Here is a 17,180-nt window from a genome sequence, read left to right as displayed (position 1 = left end):
CCCCCCCGGAATTCAGTGGGCCGATATCGCTCGCTAAAGCGCCATCACCATCTCGTGCCAGGACATCCCTCCATGGTCCGACGGCGAAGGCCGCACGTACCCGTAGCCCTGCCGTTCATAAAGGGCCACGTGCCGCTGCTTGCACATCAGGTGGATCGTGCGCTTGCCGGCCCGCCGCATCCGCTCGACGAAGGTCTTCATCATCACGGTGGCATATCCCCGCCCCTGGAACAGCGGATCGATGACCACCGACATGATCACGACGTTGGGCGCCTCGGCGTCGTGGCCGACCAGTTCCTTGAACGCCTCGTCGGACATCGCGACCTCGTGCGCGCATCCGCTGTTGATGAAGCCGATGACCTGCCCCTCGAGCTCCATGACGAGGAAGCCCTGCGGGTACTGCGCGATGCGCGTGCGGATCTTGGCCAGGGTGGCGGCCTCGTCGCCTTCATAGGCACCGATCTCGATCGCGTAGCAGCGTTCGGCATCGGAAGAAAGGGCTTGGCGGAAAACGGGGTCTGACATGGAGAGCGGGGTCGAGGCGAATGGCGAACCCGCCATGGTACGGACTCGCGCGGCGGCTCAGCGTGCCGAACGGCGATGGCGCGCGCGCAAGGTGTCGGAAGGCGACTCGCCGAATTGCGCCTTGTACTGCTGCGCGAGACGGCTCAGGTGAAAGAAGCCATGGGCGAACGCGATGTCGGTCACCGTATCGTCGTCCTCCCCGTCCAGCAAACGCTCGCGCACCTGCGCCAGACGGATGCGCCGCAGGTATGCCGTCGGCGTGATGCCGCGGTGCGCCTGGAACGCCAGCTGCAAGGCACGCACGCCGACGCCCAGCGAAGCGGCGATGTCGGACACCGTCAGCGACAGGTCCGCGATGCGGTCGTGAATGAACGACTCGGCCAGGGTCGCGAGGCGCGCCGGCCGCGAAGCCGGCCGCTCTCCGCGCATCCAGCCGGTGTAGTTGTGCGGATGCCCGTGGAGCAGCGACATGAGGACGAACTGCTCGAGCGACCGATAGGCCGGCGCCGGCAGCGCCGCGGGCAGGGTATCGACCAGGTCCCACACGCCGGACCATGAACGCTCGAGCGCCGGCGTGAACGGCACTGGATCGAACTTCAATCCATCGTCGAGCGGACGGCCGACGAGGCTCGCGCAGCAGGCCTCCAAGGCGGCCGTATCGGGCCGGAAGGTGATCTGCTCGAAGCTGGCGCCGAAATCGAAACGGGTGGGCCGGCCGGCCGACACGGGGATCGTCGTGCCGGCGCGCCAGGTGGCGCTGCGGTTGCCCTGGGAGACGGTGCCTTCGCCGGCGGTGCAGCGCATGAACAGGAACAGGCCGGGGAACTCGCCCGCGTCGACTTCCACGCGCGCGCCGTAGGCCAACTGGACCAGCGCCAGCGGCCGTGCCTCGGTCGCGCTCAACCGCGTGTCCAGGGCCCTGGCCCGGCGATCCAGGTGGAGTTCGTGCGGGCAGTACACGGCGCCCACGGCGTGGATCGCTTCGTCGAGATCATGGGTTCGATAGTGCATGGTCGCCCCTTCCACGGACTGCGTGGCGGCTCGTGCGCACCGCAGCCGCGCGAGCATTCTAGGGGTGCGTTCCCCGCATGGAAACGCGATACGGGAACGCCCGGAGGCCTCTTCCTGCGCATCGCGGATAGCGCTTCGCATTCCGGATCGCGGCGCGCCGCTTCTTCCTCAAGACTGGCGCCAGCCGAGCCGACCGAGCCAACCGGGCCGGTCGCGCTTCCATCCATCCATGCAGAGGAATCCCCTGATGAGCTCGATCCAAGACCTCGGTCTTTCCGAAACCTACGGTGCCTTCATCGACAACGCGTTCCAGCCGGTCGACGGCCCCACCTTCGCGGCCCTGCATTCCGGCACGGGCGAGCAGATCGCCCGCATTGCCCGTTGCGGCGCGGCCGAGGTCGATGCGGCCGTGCAGGCCGCCGCCAAGGCCTTCCCGGCCTGGCGCGCCACCGCGCCCGAGGAACGCTCGGCCCTGCTGCTGAAACTGGCGGCGGCCGCGGAGGCCGATCAGCAGCGCCTAGCGCGCATCGATTCGGTCGACATCGGCCGGCGCCTCTTCGAGACCGGCCTCGACCATCAATTCGCGATCTCGCAGTACCGCTACTTCGCGGCCGCGGCCATCACGCACGAGGGATTCGGCCGCCCGATTCCCGGCGGCTACATGGTCGCCCGCCGCGAGCCCTACGGCGTGTGCGGCCAGATCATTCCGTGGAACGTGCCCGCGATCATGGCGGCCTTCAAGATCGCACCCGCGATCGCGGCCGGCAACACGGTGGTGCTGAAGCCCGACGAGAACGCTTCGCTCAGCACGCTGGAGCTGTGCAGGCACATCGCGAAGATCTTTCCGCCGGGCGTCATCAACATCGTGCCCGGCTTCGGCGAGGAAGCAGGCGCCGCCTTGACCGCGCACCCCGGCGTGGCGAAGCTGGCCTTCACGGGCAGCAGCGAGGTCGGCCGGATCATCTCGCGCGCCGGTGCCGAGCGGCTGGTGCCCGTGTCGCTGGAACTGGGCGGCAAGAGCCCGAACATCATCTTTCCCGACATCGAGGACATCGACGCGGTGGTCGACAACGCGATGTTCGCGACCCTGTACTGCAACGGCCAGTCCTGCCTCGCGGGCACCCGGCTGTTCGTGCACGACGCGGTCTACGACGCCGTGATGGACCGCCTCGTCGCCGGGATGGAGCGCGTCAAGGTCGGAGCGGCGCTCGCGCCCGACACCGTGCTCTCGAACCTCGTGTCGCCCGAGCAGGGCGAGCGCGTGATGAACTACATCGGCATCGGCAAGGCCGAAGGCGCGCGGCTGATGACCGGCGGCCAGCGCATCGCCGTCGAAGGGCAGGCCCACGGCCATTTCATCGCGCCGACGGTGTTCGAGGCCGACAACCACATGCGCATCGCGCAGGAAGAGATCTTCGGCCCGGTGCTCAGCGTGATCCGCTGGAAGGACCACGACCGGATGATCGAGGAGGCCAACGGCGTGCGCTACGGCCTGGCCGCCGGCCTCTACACCAGCAACCTGCGCAACGCCTGGGACACGGCCGAACGGCTGCAGGCTGGCTCGGTGTGGATCAACCACTACTTCAACCTCGCGAGCGGCTCGCCCTTCGGCGGCTTCAAGGAGAGCGGGATCGGCAGCGAGTACTGCCACGAGACGCTCAACATGTACACCCACCTCAAGGCGGTGACGATCCAGACGCGAGTGGCCGCGCCCTGGTTCGCACCCAAGGCCTGAGCCCGCGACACGCAGCCCTTCGCCCTTCCCCCATCCCCATCACCTGAATAGGTCATCCCATGCAGATCACAGCCGCCGTCATGCGCGAGAAGGGTGGCAAGTTCACCCTCGAGGACATCGAACTGGAGCCGCCGCGCGACGACGAGGTGCTCATCCGCATGAAGAGCTGCGGCGTCTGCCACACCGACACCCTGCCCCGCGACCAGGTGGTGCCCGCGCCCTTCCCCGCGGTGTACGGCCACGAGGGCGCGGGCATCGTCGAGCAGGTCGGCAGCCGCGTGAGCAAGCTCCAGCCCGGCGATCACGTCGTGATGAGCTGCAACTCCTGCGGCCACTGCGACACCTGCCAGACCGGCAAGCCCATGTACTGCCGGCACTTCTTCAAGGCCAACTTCGGCTTCGCGCGCATGGACGGAACGCCCACCATGCACAAGGGCAGCGACGTCGTGCACGGCGCCTTCTTCAACCAGTCCTCGTTCGCGACCTACGCCCTGGGCACCGAGCGCAGCGTGGTGAAGATCCCGTCCGATGTGCCGCTCGAGATCATGGGCCCGCTGGGATGCGGCGTGCAGACCGGCGCGGGCGCGGTCATCAACTCGCTGCGCCCGCAGGCCGGCGATTCGATCGCCATCTACGGCGCGGGATCGGTCGGCCTCTCGGCGCTGCTCGCGGCCAACGTGACCGGCTGCGCGATCCGCATCTGCGTCGACCTGAACGAGGCGCGCCTGCAGTTCGCGCTCGAGCTCGGCGCCACCCATGTGATCAACCCGCGAACCACCGACCCGGTGCGGCGCATCCAGGAGATCACTGGCGGTGGCGGAACCCAGTTCTCGCTCGAGACCTCGGGCAATCTCACGGCCCTGCGCCAGGCCGTCGACTCGATCCAGATCATGGGCGAGTGCGGCATGATCGGCGCGCCCGCATTCGGCAGCGAGATCGGCCTCGACACCTGGGGCCTTCTGCTGGGCCGCAAGATCCGCGGCATCTGCGAGGGCGACTCGGTGCCGGACCTGTTCATCCCGAAGCTGGTCGAGCTGTATCGGCAGGGGCGTTTCCCCTTCGACAGGCTGATCCGGTTCTATGCCTTCGATCAGATCAACGAGGCGGTGGAAGACGGCGAGCAGGGCCGGACCATCAAGGCCGTGCTGCGCTTTCCCGACTGAACGACGCGCCCGACCCTCAGGTCCGATCCGCCGCCCGCTCCGTCTCCTCGAGAAAGCGCAGCAGGCCCTCGATCTCCGTGGACTTGTCGAACACCGCATCGGCGCCCAGCAGCATCGCGCGCTCGCGCATGTCGGGCGTCGCGAAGTTCGAGAAGATCACCATGCGCTGGCGCGGCAGGCGGTCCTTGCAGCCCATGAGCACGCCGAAGCCGGTGCCGTGGCGCAGGAAGAGATCGACCACGGCCACGTCCCATTGGCCGTCGGCATCGTGCAGCCAGGCCACGGCCTCGGCCTGGGTTTCGGCCGTGCCCACCATGTGCACGGGCGCGAGCTCTTCCAGTGTCGCGATCAGGCTGTCGCGGATCAGGGGGTTGTCCTCTACGAGGTAACCGTTCAGGCTCATGGTGTTTTCGCCATCGTGTGGACCCTTGGCCCTCAGAGCGCGAACGACCGGCGCAACCGCTCGCCCGCGAAGGCCTGCGCGTCCCGCGCCTTCTCGAGCACCGCCGCGGCGCCGAAGAACTCGTGCGCCACGCCTTCGTACTCCTTGCGCGCGATCTCCACGCCCGCGTCGATCAGCGCGCTCTCGAGCCGCGCGCCGTCGCTGCGCAGCGGATCGAGCCGAGCATTGACGATGGTGACGGGCGCCAGCCCGGCCAGCGGCGCATCGACCAGCGACAGCCGCGGGTCGTCGAGGTCCTGCTCGCTGCGCGTCACATGGGTGAAGAACCAGTCCATCATCGCGCGGTTGAGCGGCTTGGCGATCGCGTTCTCGAGGTAGGACTCGGTGTTGCGGCTGGTCTGCGTGACGGGATAGACCGACAGCACATGGCGTGGCGCGCTGAGGCCGGCATCGCGCGCGGCGATCGCGGTAGCCACCGCGAGATTGCCGCCAGCCGATTCGCCCGCGAGCGCGAGGCGCGAAGCATCGCCGCCGAGCGAGGCCGCATTCTCGATCAGCCAACGATAGGCCGCCAGCGCGTCGTCCCACGCGGCCGGAAACTTGTGCTCGGGCGCGAGCCGGTAGTCGACCGACAGCACCATCGCCTGCGCGGCCGCGGCGAGCCCGCGCGCGCCACCGTCGTACACCTGTCGGTTCGCGATCACCCAGCCGCCGCCATGGAAGTACAGCACGACGGGAAAGGGCCCCTGCCCCGCGGGCGTGTAGAGCGTGGCCGCCAGCGGGCCGGTGGCGCCATCGACCGTGAGTTCGCGCGTGGTCACGCCGGGCACCAGCGCCTCGGGCACGGCCGAACGGTTCTGCTGCTCGAGCACCTTCTTCACGGCATCGGCCGGCGTGGGCTGACGGCGCGCCTCCTGCGGCGTGAGCTTCTCGATCGCCTGGGGCTCCAGCGCGTCATGGGCCTTCGCCACCGCGATCTGGTCGTCGTCCGCGCGCAGCGCCGCCACGACGTTGGACACCGCATTGAGAAGAGGGTTGGGCTTCTTGTCGTCGCTCACCGGTTGCTCCTGGGGCTGAAGAGGGAAGAGGTTGAGCAACTTGTACGACGCAAGCACCCCGGGGGGCTTGTCGGACGTGGGCGCGCGAGGGCGTGAGGCTTCGAAACCCCTCGCCCCGCCGCGTGCCCCGCGTGGGTCGAATTCAGCGCGCCGGAACTGCGAGCCCGAGCAGACCCAGCGCCTGCCGGTGCGTGCCCGATGCCGGGTCCGCGAGATCGGCCAGCACGCTCATGTGATTCCGATGCGCGGGCCGCTCGGCGCCCACCACCACGCGGCGGCCCCAGGCCTTGGCGATCAGCTCGGCCTGGCGATGGAACTCCTCGCTCTCGTCGCCGCCGACCACCGTCACCAGCGTGCCCTGTTTCGGCGCGGGCATCGCGGCCGGGCTCAGTCGAAGCGCCGAAGCCTCGGTCAGCCCGATGTCGGCCGCGAGGAAAGGCGCGTGCCGCAGGGGCTCGAGCTCGTAGACGCCCGAGATCGGCAGTGCCGACTTGACGAGGTCGCGCGGCAGGTCGGGCCCGACCCGTTGCCAGTCGCAGGCCAGCAGCAGCGTTGCGAGATGGCCGCCGGCCGAATGGCCCGCGACGACGATGCGCGCGGGATCGCCGCCATGCGCCGCGATGTTGCGATGCACCCAGGCCAGCGCCTGCGTCATCTGCCGCGCGATGTGCTCGATGTCGACCGCGGGGCACAGCGCGTAGTTGAGCTGCACGAAGGTGGCGCCGACATCGGCCAGCGGTGGCGCGAGGAAGGCATGGTCACGCTTGTCGAGCGCGCGCCAGTAGCCACCATGGATGTAGACGAAGACCGGCGTCTTCCCGGCACCCGATGCGGCCGGCAGGATGTCGAGCCGCTCGCTCTCGTCGTCGCCGTAGGCCAGATCGCGAATCCATTCGGGTCGCTGCAGCGCCTGCGCCGACGCATCGGCCCAGTACTTCAGGATCGACGGGTGTTCGGGAATGCGCGCACGGTTGTTGTACTGCGCATCGAACCATTCGGGCGCCGGCGGCGGTGTCGACGCGGCCGCCGCCTCGGCCGCCGCGCGCTTCGCCGCCGAGTCGCGCAGCGCCGCATCGACCAGCGCATCGGCCATCCACAGCGCGGTGCGCTCGACCTCGCGGTCCTCGAGGCCCCAGATGTCCTTGAGCACCACGTAGGGCTCGATGCCGTAGACGATCGAGAGGGCATGGTGCAAGCGGTCGCGCATGCGCGGGCTCAAGAGCGGCGACATCGGCTCGAGCGCGTGCTCGAGGATGCGCACGCGATGGCCGCGCCGGTACGGTTCCTCGGCCAGCAGGCCCGCGCGCTCGAGGCCCCACTGCTCCAGCGAGAGCTGCGCCGCGGCGCGCATCGGTGCCTCGAATTCCTTGAAGCGCGGGAAGGTCTGGCAGAACAGCTCGTGCAGCCGCTCGCGGCCGTTCGGATTGTCCGACGCCATCTGGCGCACCGGGCCCAGCGAGCTGTCGACCACCGCGGTGACGAGCGCGCTGCGGCTCGGGAAGTAGCGGTAGGCGGTCGCGCGCGACACGTTCGAATGCGCCGCCGCCTCGGCCACCGAGGGGATGTGGCCCTTCAATCGGATGATGTCCATCGCGGCCTGCAGCAGCTGGCGAAAGGTGGCGGCGCGAACGCCGCGTTCCGGCGCGCGCGGCGCCTCGCTCGGTGTGTGCTTGAGTCTTGCCATCGGGTTTGTACGGGGATGGGAAATGCGGAAGTCGTCTTGTGGAGATGGTGACACGGCTCGTATGATCCGCGCACCCAGATTTGAGACTCACGTCTCAAAAATGCCGAATGACTTCCGGAGCCACCGGGGCGATCGCAGCGCGACGACCCCGGGGCCATATGGAGACAAAGTCGATGCGCTTCGCAAGCTGGAGTTGGGGTGGCCGCAACCATGCGGGCACGATCTCGGCCGACGGCCGGGAAGCCACGCCGTTGGCGGTGGGCGACGCCTCGCGCGGCGTGCTGCCGCTGATCGAGGCGCTGGCACGCAACGAGCCGCTGCCGCAACCCTCGGGCACGCGGCTGCCGGTCGAGGTGATCACCCTGCGCGCCCCGCTGCCGCGTCCGCTGCGCGGCCTGTTCTGCGTCGGGCGCAACTACAGCGCGCATGCGGCCGAACTCGCGGGCTCGGTGTTCCGCAGCAGCATGCCCGAGAGCGATCCGTGGCCGATCGTGTTCGGCAAGCTCGGCGAATGCGTGATCGGTCCGCACGATCCGGTGCGGCTGCCGCGCTCCTCGGTGTCGGTGCAGATCGACTACGAATCCGAGCTCGCGGTGATCATCGGCCGCGGCGGGCGCGACATCCCGCGCTCGCAGGCGATGGAGCACGTGTTCGGCTACACCATCGTCAACGACGTCACGGCGCGCGACGTGCAGATGCGCCACCAGCAGTGGGACCTCGGCAAGAGCTTCGACACCTTCTGCCCGATGGGCCCGTGGATCGTGACGGCCGACGAGATGGACGGCCGCGCCACGCGCGTGCGCGGCTGGGTCAACGGCGCACTGCGCCAGGACGGCCTGACGCGCGACATGATCTTCGACATCCCGACGCTGATCGAGACCTGCTCGCGCGGCATCACGCTGCATCCGGGCGACGTGATCGCCACCGGCACGCCCTCGGGCGTGGGCATGGGCCTGAATCCGCCGCAATGGCTGAGCCGGGGCGACACGGTGCGCATCGAGATCGACGGCATCGGCGTGATCGAGAACCGCTTCGAGGCGCTCGCATGAGCTTCCAGTTCATCGACCGCATCGCGGTGGAGGACGAGGGCGAAGGCCCGGTGGTCGTCTGCGTGCATGGCCTGGGCGGCAGCTCGAACACCTACACGCCGCTGATGCCCGCGCTGGCGCGCCATCGCGTGGTGCGCATCGACCTGCCGGGCAGCGGCCGCTCGCAGCGCGCCGAAGGACCGCTCACGATCGAGCGCTACGTAGCGACCGTGCTCTCGGTCTGCGAACGCCTGGGCATCACGCGCGCGCACTGGGTCGGTCATTCGATGGGCACCATCGTCTGCCAGCACATCGCCGCGGCGCATCCCCGGTGCGTGGCGAGCCTCGCGCTGTTCGGCCCGCTGATCGCGCCGCCCGATGCCGCACGCACCGCGATGAAGGCCCGCGCAGACAAGGCACGCGGCGGCGCGGTGGGCATGCACGAGATCACGCAGGCGCTGCTGCAGGGCGCGATCTCGGCCGACACGCGCCAGCGGCTGCCGGTGGCGGTGGCCTTCGTGCGCGAGAGCCTGATGCGGCAGGAAGGCGAAGCCTATGCGCGCAGCTGCGAGGCCCTGGCCGGCGCGCAGCCCGCGGCGGTGGAGAACATCGAGGCCGCGGTGCTGCTGGTGACCGGCGACGAGGACGGCGTGGCGCCGCCGCAGGCGGTGCGCGCCATGGCCGACCGGCTGCACCGCGCCGCGAGCAAGCGCGTGGTGGTGCTGCCGAAGTGCGGCCATTGGACACCCGTCGAGCGCCCCGACGAGTGCCAGCGCGAGTTGCGCGAATTCCTGGCGGCGCAGGCGAGGAGCTGACCGTGGCCGACGTGCTGTTCACCAACGTCCGCATCTTCGACGGCGGCGGCGAGGCGCCCTTCACCGGCGACGTGCTGGTGCAGGGCAACCGCATCGCGCGCGTCGTGAAGACTTCGCACGGCGCGCGCTCCGCGCCCGTGCATGGCGCCCAGGTCATCGACGGGGCTGGCGCCTTCCTGATGCCCGGCATGGTCGAGGCCCACACGCATTTCTCGTGGAACGACCAGCCCAGCCTCGACGCGATCCAGCGCATGCCGCCCGAGGAGCACATCCTGTGGTGCGCCGAGGTCGCGAAGCGCTACCTCGACATGGGCTGGACCAGCTGCGTGGGCGCCGCCACCGCCAAGCCGCGGCTCGACGTGGTGATCCGCAACGCCATCAACGACGGCACCATCGTCGGTCCCCGCTACCTGGCCGCGAGCCAGGAGATCACCGTGCCCGGCGGGCTCGGCGACACCACGCAGCCGCACCTGCCGCAGCCCGAGTTCGCCTTTGGCGCGGTGGTCAGCGGCGCCGAGGAGATGCGCCGCTGCGTGCGCATGTTCGCCAAGTACGGTGTCGATTCGCTCAAGATCAATCTCTCGGGCGAGTCGATCACCGGCATGCCCAGCGAGATGAGCCAGTTCACCGAGGAGGAGATCCGCGTCTGCGTGGAGGAGGCCAAGGCCTGGGGCAAGCGCGTGGCCGCGCATGCGCGCTCGACCTGGTCGATCAAGCAGTGCGTGAAGCACGGCATCGAGGTGATCTACCACGCGAGCTTCACCGACAACGAGGCGCTCGACCTGCTCGAGGCGCACAAGATGGAGCACTTCATCGCGCCCGGCCTCGCGTGGCTGATCAACACCTGCCACCACGCGAGCCAGTGGGGCCTGACGAAGGAAGTCACCACGAAGATGGGCTACCACCGCGAGCTCGATGCCGCGGTGGAGAGCATGCGCGCGATGCGCAAGCGCGGCATCCGCATCCTGCCCGGCGGCGACTACGGCTTCGCCTGGACGCCGCACGGCACCAATGCCAAGGACCTCGAGTACTTCGTGAAGTACGTGGGCATGAGCCCCATGGAGGCGCTGCTGTCGGCCACCGCCTGGGGCGGTCCGATGATGCGCATGGGCAAGGTGCTGGGCTACATCCGCGAGGGCTACCTGGCCGACATCCTGCTCGTGGACGGCGATCCGCTGGCCGACATCACGGTGCTGCAGGACAAGTCGCGCATCCTGGCCGTCATGAAGGACGGCGAGTTCCACCGCGCGCCGCCGCTGCGCCAGGCGCAGGGCCTGCGCGTCGCCCCTCCCACCCGCTGGGCCGCCTAGGCCTTCCGCATCCCGACCGGAGCACCGCATGGCCGACGTCGTCTTCACCAACGTGCGCATCCTCGACGGCACGGGGCAGAACCCCTACAGCGGCAGCGTGCTGGTGCGCGGCAACCGCATCCGGCAGGTGGGCCGCAGCACCGCGCCGATCGCGCCCGGCGGCGCCACCGTGATCGACGGCGCGGGCGCCACGCTCATGCCCGGCATGTGCGAGGCCCACACGCACTTCTCGTGGAACGACGCCGCCACGCTCGCGGCGATCCAGACCATGCCGCTCGAGGAGCACGTGCTGTGGTGCGCCAAGGTCGCGAAGCGCTACCTCGAGGCCGGCTTCACCTCCTGCGTGGGCGCGGCCTGCGCCAAGCCGCGGCTCGACGTGGTGATCCGCAACGCGATCAACGCGGGCCAGATCCCCGGGCCGCGCTACCTCGCGGCGAGCCAGGAGATCACGGTGCTCGGCGGCCTCGGCGACGAGACGCTGCCGCACCTGCCCTTTCCCGAGTTCAGCTTCGGCGTGAACATCTCGGGCGCCGACGAGATGCGCAAGGCGGTGCGGCTGTTCCTCAAGTACGGCGTCGACTCGATCAAGCTCAACCTCTCGGGCGACAACTTCACGCCGCAGTCGCCCTCGGAAACGACCTGGATGCTCGACGAGGAGGTGGCCGCCGCGATGCGCGAGGTCAAGATCCGCGGCAAGCGCGGCGTGGCGCATGCGCGCTCGTCGGAGAGCGTGAAGCAGGCGCTGCGCCACGGCATCGACCTGATCTACCACGCGAGCTTCGTCGACGAGGAGGCGCTCGACATGCTCGAGGCCGCCAAGGACCGCGTCTTCGTCGCGCCCGGCATCGCCATCCTCTACGCCATGCTGCACGAGGCCGAGCCCTACGGCATCACCTACCAGATGGCGGCCGACATGGGCTACCAGATCGAATGGGACGCGGCCTGCGTCTCGCTCGCCAAGATGCACAAGCGCGGCATCCGCGTGCTGCCGGGCGGCGACTACGGCTTCGCCTTCACGCCCCACACGCAGAACGCGCGCGACCTCGAGTTCTTCGTCAAGTACCTGGGCTTCACGCCGATGGAGGCGATCCGCTCGACCACGCTGTACGGCGGCCAGATCATGATGCGGCCCGACGATCTCGGCCTCGTCAAGGAAGGCTATCTCGCCGACCTGATGCTGGTCGACGGCGATCCGCTGGCCAACCTCTCGATCCTGCGCGATGCGAAGCGCATCCTGGCCGTGATGAAGGACGGCGAGTTCGCCAAGGCACCGGCGATCGCCTCCGAGCGCGGCTGGGACCGGGGCTGGGAGCGCGCGGCATGACGCGCGCCGCCCTCACGCGCTGGGCCCTGTGGCTGGTGCTCGGCGTGCCGATCGCGGTGTTCGCGGTCTGGGCCGTGGCCGACAACGCCTCGCTGTTCTTCAAGACCCTGCTCAACGGCCTCACGCTGGCCTCGCTCTACTTCCTCGTGGCTAGCGGCTTTACGCTGGTGTTCGGGCTGATGCGCAACGTGAACCTCGCGCACGGCTCGCTCTACCTGTTCGGCGCCTACGTGGGCTGGTTCGTCGGCGAGCACACCGGCTCCTGGGTGCTCGCGGTGATCGCGGGCTTTCTCGCGGCCGCGGTGCTGGGCCTCTTGATGCAGCTGCTGGTGTTCCGCCACATGCAGGGCCAGGACCTGCGCCAGACGCTGGTGACCATCGGCCTGTCGATCGTGTTCGCCGACCTGATGCTGTGGATCTGGGGCGCCGAGATCTACACCTTCGATCCGCCCTCGTGGATCTACGGCTCGACCACGCTGCCGCTGGTCGAGAAGTTCCCGACCTACCGGCTGGTGGTGCTGCTGGCCTCGGTGCTGATCGGCGTGGGCCTGTGGCTGCTGCTGGCGCGCACGCGCATCGGCATGATGATCCGCGCCGGCGTCGACGACCGCGGCATGCTGGCCGCCTCGGGCGTCAACGTGCAGCTGGTGTTCGCGCTGACCTTCGCGATCGGCGCCGGCCTCGCGGGCCTGGCCGGCGTGGTCGGCGGCACGGCCCTGTCGATCTCGCCGGGCGAGGACACGCGCTACCTGCTGGCCTCGCTGGTGGTGGTGATCGTCGGCGGCATGGGCAGCGTGGTCGGTGCAGCCATCGGCGCGCTGCTGATCGGGTTGGCCGAGCAGTTCGGCCTGGCCTACGCGCCGACCTACAGCGTGGTCTTCACCTTCGTGATCATGGTGGTCGCGCTGGCGTTCAAGCCGCGCGGGCTGATGGGGAAAGCCGCATGAGCGCGGCACAGTGGCGCCGTGCCATGAAGTCGGGCGGGTCGATGCCCGCGCAGGACGCGCGCGTCACCGCGTTGCCGCGCGCGGTCGCGTCGCCATCGCAACCCGCCGAGCCGCCGCCGGCCCACGGCGAGCTGCCGCGCTGGCTGGGCAGGCTGCTGCGCCCCGTGCGCTGGCGCCATCTGGTCGTGGCGCTGCTGGTGCTGGTGTACCCCTTCGTCGCCTCGCCCTTCTTCACCTTCCAGATCGGCGCCCAGTCGCTCGCGCTCGGCCTGATCGCGCTGTCGCTGACCTTCCTCGGCGGCTATGGCGGCATGGTCTCGCTCGCGCAGATGACGGTGGCGGGCTTCGCGGCCTACGTGGTCGCGATCGTGGGCAGCAGCAGCAACACGGCGATCAGCCTGGGCTGGCCCTGGTGGCTCGCGGTGCTGGCGGCGCTGGTGCTGGCCACGCTGTTCTCGGCCGCGGTGGGCTGGCTCTCGGTGCGCACCGAGGGCATCTACACCATCATGATCACGTTGGCCGTGGGCGTGGCCTTCTTCTACCTCGCGCAGCAGAACTACACGCTGTTCAACGGCTTCCAGGGCTTCAGCAAGCTGGCCGCGCCCACCGTGTTCGGGCTCGACCTGCGCGAGCCCGTGCCCTTCTACCTGCTCACGCTGGGCTGCTCGGCGGCAGGCTACTTCTTCATCAAGCACCTGATCCGCGCGCCCTTCGGCGTGGCGCTGCAGGGCATCCGCGACAACCCGCGCCGCATGCAGGCGCTGGGCTTCGACGTCACGGCGCACCGGGTCGCGGCCTATGCGGTGTCGGGCTTCCTGGCCGCGGTCGGCGGCGTGCTGCTGGTCTGGTACAACGGCCGCATCTCGCCCGGCACGCTCGGCATCGGCGCGATGATCAACATCCTCATCATCGCCGTGCTCGGCGGCATGAAGCACCCCATCGGTGCCTTCATCGGCGCGATCGTCTTCGTGCTGCTGCAGAACTTCGCCATCGACCTGGTCGACCGCGAACGCTTCAATCTCGTGATCGGCGGGGTCTTCCTCGCGATCGTCCTCTTTTCCCCGACGGACTGCTGGGCCTGTGGCATCGCTTGCGCACGCGCCTGGGCGCACCTTTCCCCACCCGTGGCTCAGGCCGCATTCACCAGTGACAACAAGGAGCGAGACATGAAGAGAGTCGAGAAGGCGTTCGGACGCGGCATCGTCGCCGCCGCTGCAATGTTGGCGATGGCCGGGGCCGCGGGCCTCGCGCAGGCGCAGGAAACCCTCAAGATCGGCCTGCTGGCCTCGCTCGAGGGACCGTTCGCGGCGCCGGGCCAGGACGGCATGCGCGGCGCCGACCTCGCGCTGAAGGAGAAGAAGGGCATGGCCGGCGGCAAGAAGATCGAGTTCGTGAAGGTCTCGTCGGACGCCACGCCCGACAAGGCCGTGAACTCGACGCGCAAGGCGGTCGAGCAGGACAAGGTGCAGATCATGATCGGCCCGCTGTCGGGCGACGAGGGCATCGCGGTCAAGAACTACGCGAAGACGCAACCCAACGTCACCTTCATCAACGGCTCGGCCGGCGCGCAGGCCGCGACGCTGCAGGACCCGGCTCCCAACTTCTACCGCTTCAACACCGAGGGCGCGCAGTGGATGGTGGGCCTGGGCGAGCATGCGCTGTCCAAGGGCTACAAGCGCACCTTCCTGATCGCCGAGGACTACGGCTTCCCCTACTCGCAGGTGCAGGGCTTCATGGCCAGCTACTGCGCCAAGGGCGGCAAGGTGGTCGACAAGGCCTGGGTGCCGCTGGGCACCAAGGACTACGCCTCGGTGATCGCGAAGATCCCGAAGAACGTCGATGCGCTGCTGGTGGTGCTCGGCGGCTCCGACGCGGTGAACTTCCTGACCCAGTACGAGCAGGCCGGCGGCGACAAGCCGATGATCGGCGGCTCGATCACGGTCGACCAGACGGTGCTGAACTTCAAGGGCAAGCGCCGCGAATCGCTGCTGGGCACGGCCTCGGCCGGCCCGATGGCCGACTCGATCGACACGCCCGAGTGGAAGAAGTTCGTGGCCGACTACAAGGCCAGCTTCAAGGACGGCTTCCCGAGCCCGTCGCTGTTCGCCTACCTCTACTACATCAACACCAAGGCCACGCTCGATGCGCTCGACGCGGTCAAGGGCGACCTGTCGAACAACCAGAAGGCCTACCGCGAGGCGCTGCAGAAGACCAACTTCAAGGGCCCGGCCGGCGACGTGAAGATCGATGCCAACCGCAACGGCGTGGGCACGACCTACATCACCGAGGTGAGCAAGGCGCCCGACGGCTCGTTCTACAACAAGGTCGTGAAGTCGGTGCCGAACATCTCGCAGACGCTGGGGCTGTCGGACGCCGACTTCAAGAAGATGGGGATGGGCACGCGCGACGTGCCGGATTGCCGCACGTGATCCACACCGGTGGTCTTTCTCCCTCCCCCACTGGGGGAGGGCCGGGCTGGGGGCACGACGGCCCGCGCGACCGCGCGGCGTTCGTCGGGCACCGCCCCCATCCCGACCTTCCCCCAGAGGGGGAAGGAGCAAGACATCGCCCCACACGGAACTGAGATGGCCACGATCACCACGCTGCGACCGCCCGCTTCGCGCGCGCCCCAACCCGCGCGCGGCGGGAGCACGCAGCTCCTGTCGGGCGATGCGCTGCGCCTGGACGGCGTGACGCGCGCCTTCGGTGCGCTGCGCGCGGTCGACGGCGTCTCGCTCGCGGTCACGGCGGGGCAGAAGTACGCCATCCTCGGATCGAACGGCGCCGGCAAGACCACGCTGTTCAACGCCATCACGGGCGACTTCCCGCCGACCGCGGGACGCATCCATTTCTTCGGCGAGGACATCACCGACCTGCCGCCGCAGGACCGCATCCGCAAGGGCCTGCGGCGCACCTACCAGTCCTCGCTGCTGTTTCGCGACCTCTCGGTGCGCGACAACCTGTTCCTCGCGGTGCGCGGCGTGGCCAGCGGCCGCTTCAGCTTCCGCCGGCCCGGCGCCGGCCATGCCAGCACGCGCGCGACCGAGGACCTGCTCGAACGCGCGCGCCTCGCGCACATCGCCGACGAGAAGGTCGCCAACCTCGCGCACGGCCAGCAGCGCCAGCTCGAGATCGGCATGGCGCTGGCCGGCGCGCCGCGGCTGATCCTGTTCGATGAGCCCGCGGCCGGCCTCTCGCCGGCCGAGCGGCGCGAGCTGGTGGCGCTTCTGACCTCGCTGCCCGCGCACATGAGCTTCGTGCTGATCGAGCACGACCTGGACATCGCGCTGCGCGTGGTCGACCGCGTGACGGTGATGCACAACGGCCGCGTGTTGCGCACCGGCAGCCCGGCCGAGATCGAGGGCGATGCGCAGGTGCAGGCGATCTACATGGGGAGCAAGCACTGATGGCCTGGTTCGGCGGCGGCGATCGCGACACGGCAGCCGGCCGGTCCACCGCGCTGGTGGTCGAGGGCCTCGACGTCTACTACGGCCGTGCCCACGCGCTGCAGGGCGTGAGCCTGTCGCTGGAGCGCGGCGTGCTCGGCATCGTCGGGCGCAACGGCATGGGCAAGACCACGCTGTGCAACGCGCTCACCGGGCTGGTGCCGGCGCGCGGCAGCGTGCGCTTCAGCGGCGAGGAGATCCTGGGCCTGGCGCCCAACGAGATCACGCGCCGCGGCATCGCCTACGTGCCGCAGGGCCGGCGCGTGTGGCCCTCGCTGTCGGTCGACGAGACGCTGCGGCTGGTGGCGAGCCGCCGGCGCGAGGTCGACCGCGTCTATGCGATGTTCCCGCGGCTGGCCGAGCGGCGCGGCAATGGCGGCGCCCAGCTCTCGGGCGGCGAGCAGCAGATGCTCGCGATCGGCCGCGCGCTGCTGCTGAACCCCAAGCTGCTGGTGATGGACGAGCCGACCGAGGGCCTGGCGCCGGTCATCGTCGACCAGGTGGCGCAGGCGCTGCGCGATCTCGCGGCCGAGGGCCGCATCGCGGTGCTGCTGATCGAGCAGAACCTCGGCGTGGCGATCTCGGTGGCCGACCGCATCGGGCTGATGGTCAACGGCCGCATCGCGCGCGAGATGCCGGCGGCCGAGCTCGCAGCCGACCGCGAGCTGCAGGAGAAGCTGCTGGGCGTGCGCTCGGGCGGCCATGGCGACGAGGCCGAGCCGGAGCAACCG

14 protein-coding genes and 1 pseudogene are annotated in these 17,180 nt (G+C 69.5%); 10 read left to right on the top strand and 5 right to left on the bottom strand.

Annotation, left to right across the window (positions count from 1 at the left end):
* Positions 1 to 33: 33 nt before the first annotated feature.
* Together AC1HIL_RS40435 and AC1HIL_RS40430 are read right to left on the bottom strand one after the other, a co-directional pair.
* A complete protein-coding gene (locus AC1HIL_RS40435) occupies positions 34 to 525 on the bottom strand; it encodes a GNAT family N-acetyltransferase (RefSeq protein ID WP_479669351.1) in 492 nt (163 codons plus the stop codon).
* 57 nt (positions 526 to 582) lie between these two features.
* The gene (locus AC1HIL_RS40430) at positions 583 to 1,536 is read right to left on the bottom strand and encodes an AraC family transcriptional regulator (protein WP_479669352.1); all 954 of its coding nucleotides are present in this window, start codon (positions 1,534 to 1,536) and stop codon (positions 583 to 585) included.
* Positions 1,537 to 1,783: 247 nt separating this feature from the next.
* On the opposite strand from AC1HIL_RS40430, the gene AC1HIL_RS40425 reads away from it, so the two are divergent.
* Positions 1,784 to 3,271: an aldehyde dehydrogenase family protein gene (locus tag AC1HIL_RS40425; protein ID WP_479669353.1), complete on the top strand. Its 1,488-nt coding sequence runs from the start codon at positions 1,784 to 1,786 to the stop codon at positions 3,269 to 3,271.
* 59 nt (positions 3,272 to 3,330) lie between these two features.
* Entirely contained in the window at positions 3,331 to 4,434 is a 1,104-nt protein-coding gene (locus AC1HIL_RS40420; protein ID WP_479669354.1) for an NAD(P)-dependent alcohol dehydrogenase, read from the top strand.
* 16 nt (positions 4,435 to 4,450) lie between these two features.
* On the opposite strand, the gene AC1HIL_RS40415 is transcribed toward AC1HIL_RS40420, so the two are convergent.
* The 3 genes from AC1HIL_RS40415 to AC1HIL_RS40405 all read right to left on the bottom strand — a co-directional run bounded on the left by AC1HIL_RS40415 (position 4,451) and on the right by AC1HIL_RS40405 (position 7,579).
* Entirely contained in the window at positions 4,451 to 4,837 is a 387-nt protein-coding gene (locus AC1HIL_RS40415; RefSeq protein WP_057592693.1) for a response regulator, read from the bottom strand.
* A 32-nt stretch (positions 4,838 to 4,869) separates the two neighbouring features.
* Positions 4,870 to 5,895: an alpha/beta hydrolase gene (locus AC1HIL_RS40410; RefSeq protein WP_057592692.1), complete on the bottom strand. Its 1,026-nt coding sequence runs from the start codon at positions 5,893 to 5,895 to the stop codon at positions 4,870 to 4,872.
* 142 nt (positions 5,896 to 6,037) lie between these two features.
* Entirely contained in the window at positions 6,038 to 7,579 is a 1,542-nt protein-coding gene (locus tag AC1HIL_RS40405; RefSeq protein WP_479669355.1) for a carboxylesterase family protein, read from the bottom strand.
* Positions 7,580 to 7,752: 173 nt separating this feature from the next.
* Between AC1HIL_RS40405 and AC1HIL_RS40400 the strand changes: the two genes are divergently transcribed.
* From AC1HIL_RS40400 to AC1HIL_RS40365, 8 genes and pseudogenes are all read left to right on the top strand, one after another.
* Positions 7,753 to 8,628: a fumarylacetoacetate hydrolase family protein gene (locus AC1HIL_RS40400; RefSeq protein ID WP_422098942.1), complete on the top strand. Its 876-nt coding sequence runs from the start codon at positions 7,753 to 7,755 to the stop codon at positions 8,626 to 8,628.
* Entirely contained in the window at positions 8,625 to 9,422 is a 798-nt protein-coding gene (locus AC1HIL_RS40395; RefSeq protein WP_422098941.1) for an alpha/beta fold hydrolase, read from the top strand. The genes AC1HIL_RS40400 and AC1HIL_RS40395 overlap by 4 nt, the downstream gene beginning before the upstream one ends.
* A 2-nt stretch (positions 9,423 to 9,424) precedes the next feature.
* Positions 9,425 to 10,732, top strand: coding sequence for a metal-dependent hydrolase family protein (locus AC1HIL_RS40390; protein WP_208512426.1), 1,308 nt, complete (start codon positions 9,425 to 9,427; stop codon positions 10,730 to 10,732).
* A 28-nt stretch (positions 10,733 to 10,760) separates the two neighbouring features.
* On the top strand, positions 10,761 to 12,056 hold the full coding sequence (locus AC1HIL_RS40385; protein ID WP_479669356.1) for a metal-dependent hydrolase family protein: 1,296 nt from the start codon (positions 10,761 to 10,763) through the stop codon (positions 12,054 to 12,056).
* Positions 12,053 to 13,003 carry a branched-chain amino acid ABC transporter permease gene (locus AC1HIL_RS40380; RefSeq protein ID WP_057592689.1) on the top strand — a complete coding sequence of 317 codons (951 nt, stop codon included), beginning with the start codon at positions 12,053 to 12,055 and terminating at the stop codon, positions 13,001 to 13,003. Before AC1HIL_RS40385 ends, AC1HIL_RS40380 begins: the two co-directional genes overlap by 4 nt.
* Positions 13,000 to 15,432, top strand: a complete 2,433-nt coding sequence (locus AC1HIL_RS40375; protein ID WP_479669357.1) for an ABC transporter substrate-binding protein — start codon at positions 13,000 to 13,002, stop codon at positions 15,430 to 15,432. Before AC1HIL_RS40380 ends, AC1HIL_RS40375 begins: the two co-directional genes overlap by 4 nt.
* Positions 15,433 to 15,588: 156 nt before the next feature.
* Positions 15,589 to 16,410, top strand: a complete 822-nt coding sequence (locus AC1HIL_RS40370; RefSeq protein ID WP_082321691.1) for an ABC transporter ATP-binding protein — start codon at positions 15,589 to 15,591, stop codon at positions 16,408 to 16,410.
* Positions 16,410 to 16,907: pseudogene (locus AC1HIL_RS40365) on the top strand (ABC transporter ATP-binding protein); the annotation flags it as partial. The gene AC1HIL_RS40370 and the pseudogene AC1HIL_RS40365, both read left to right, overlap by 1 nt.
* Between the last annotated feature and the right edge of the window lie 273 nt (positions 16,908 to 17,180).

Source organism: Variovorax sp. ISS6, from assembly GCF_056523145.1.
The sequence above is the reverse complement of the archived record's forward strand: the minus strand, read 5'-3'. Positions and strand labels throughout refer to the sequence as shown.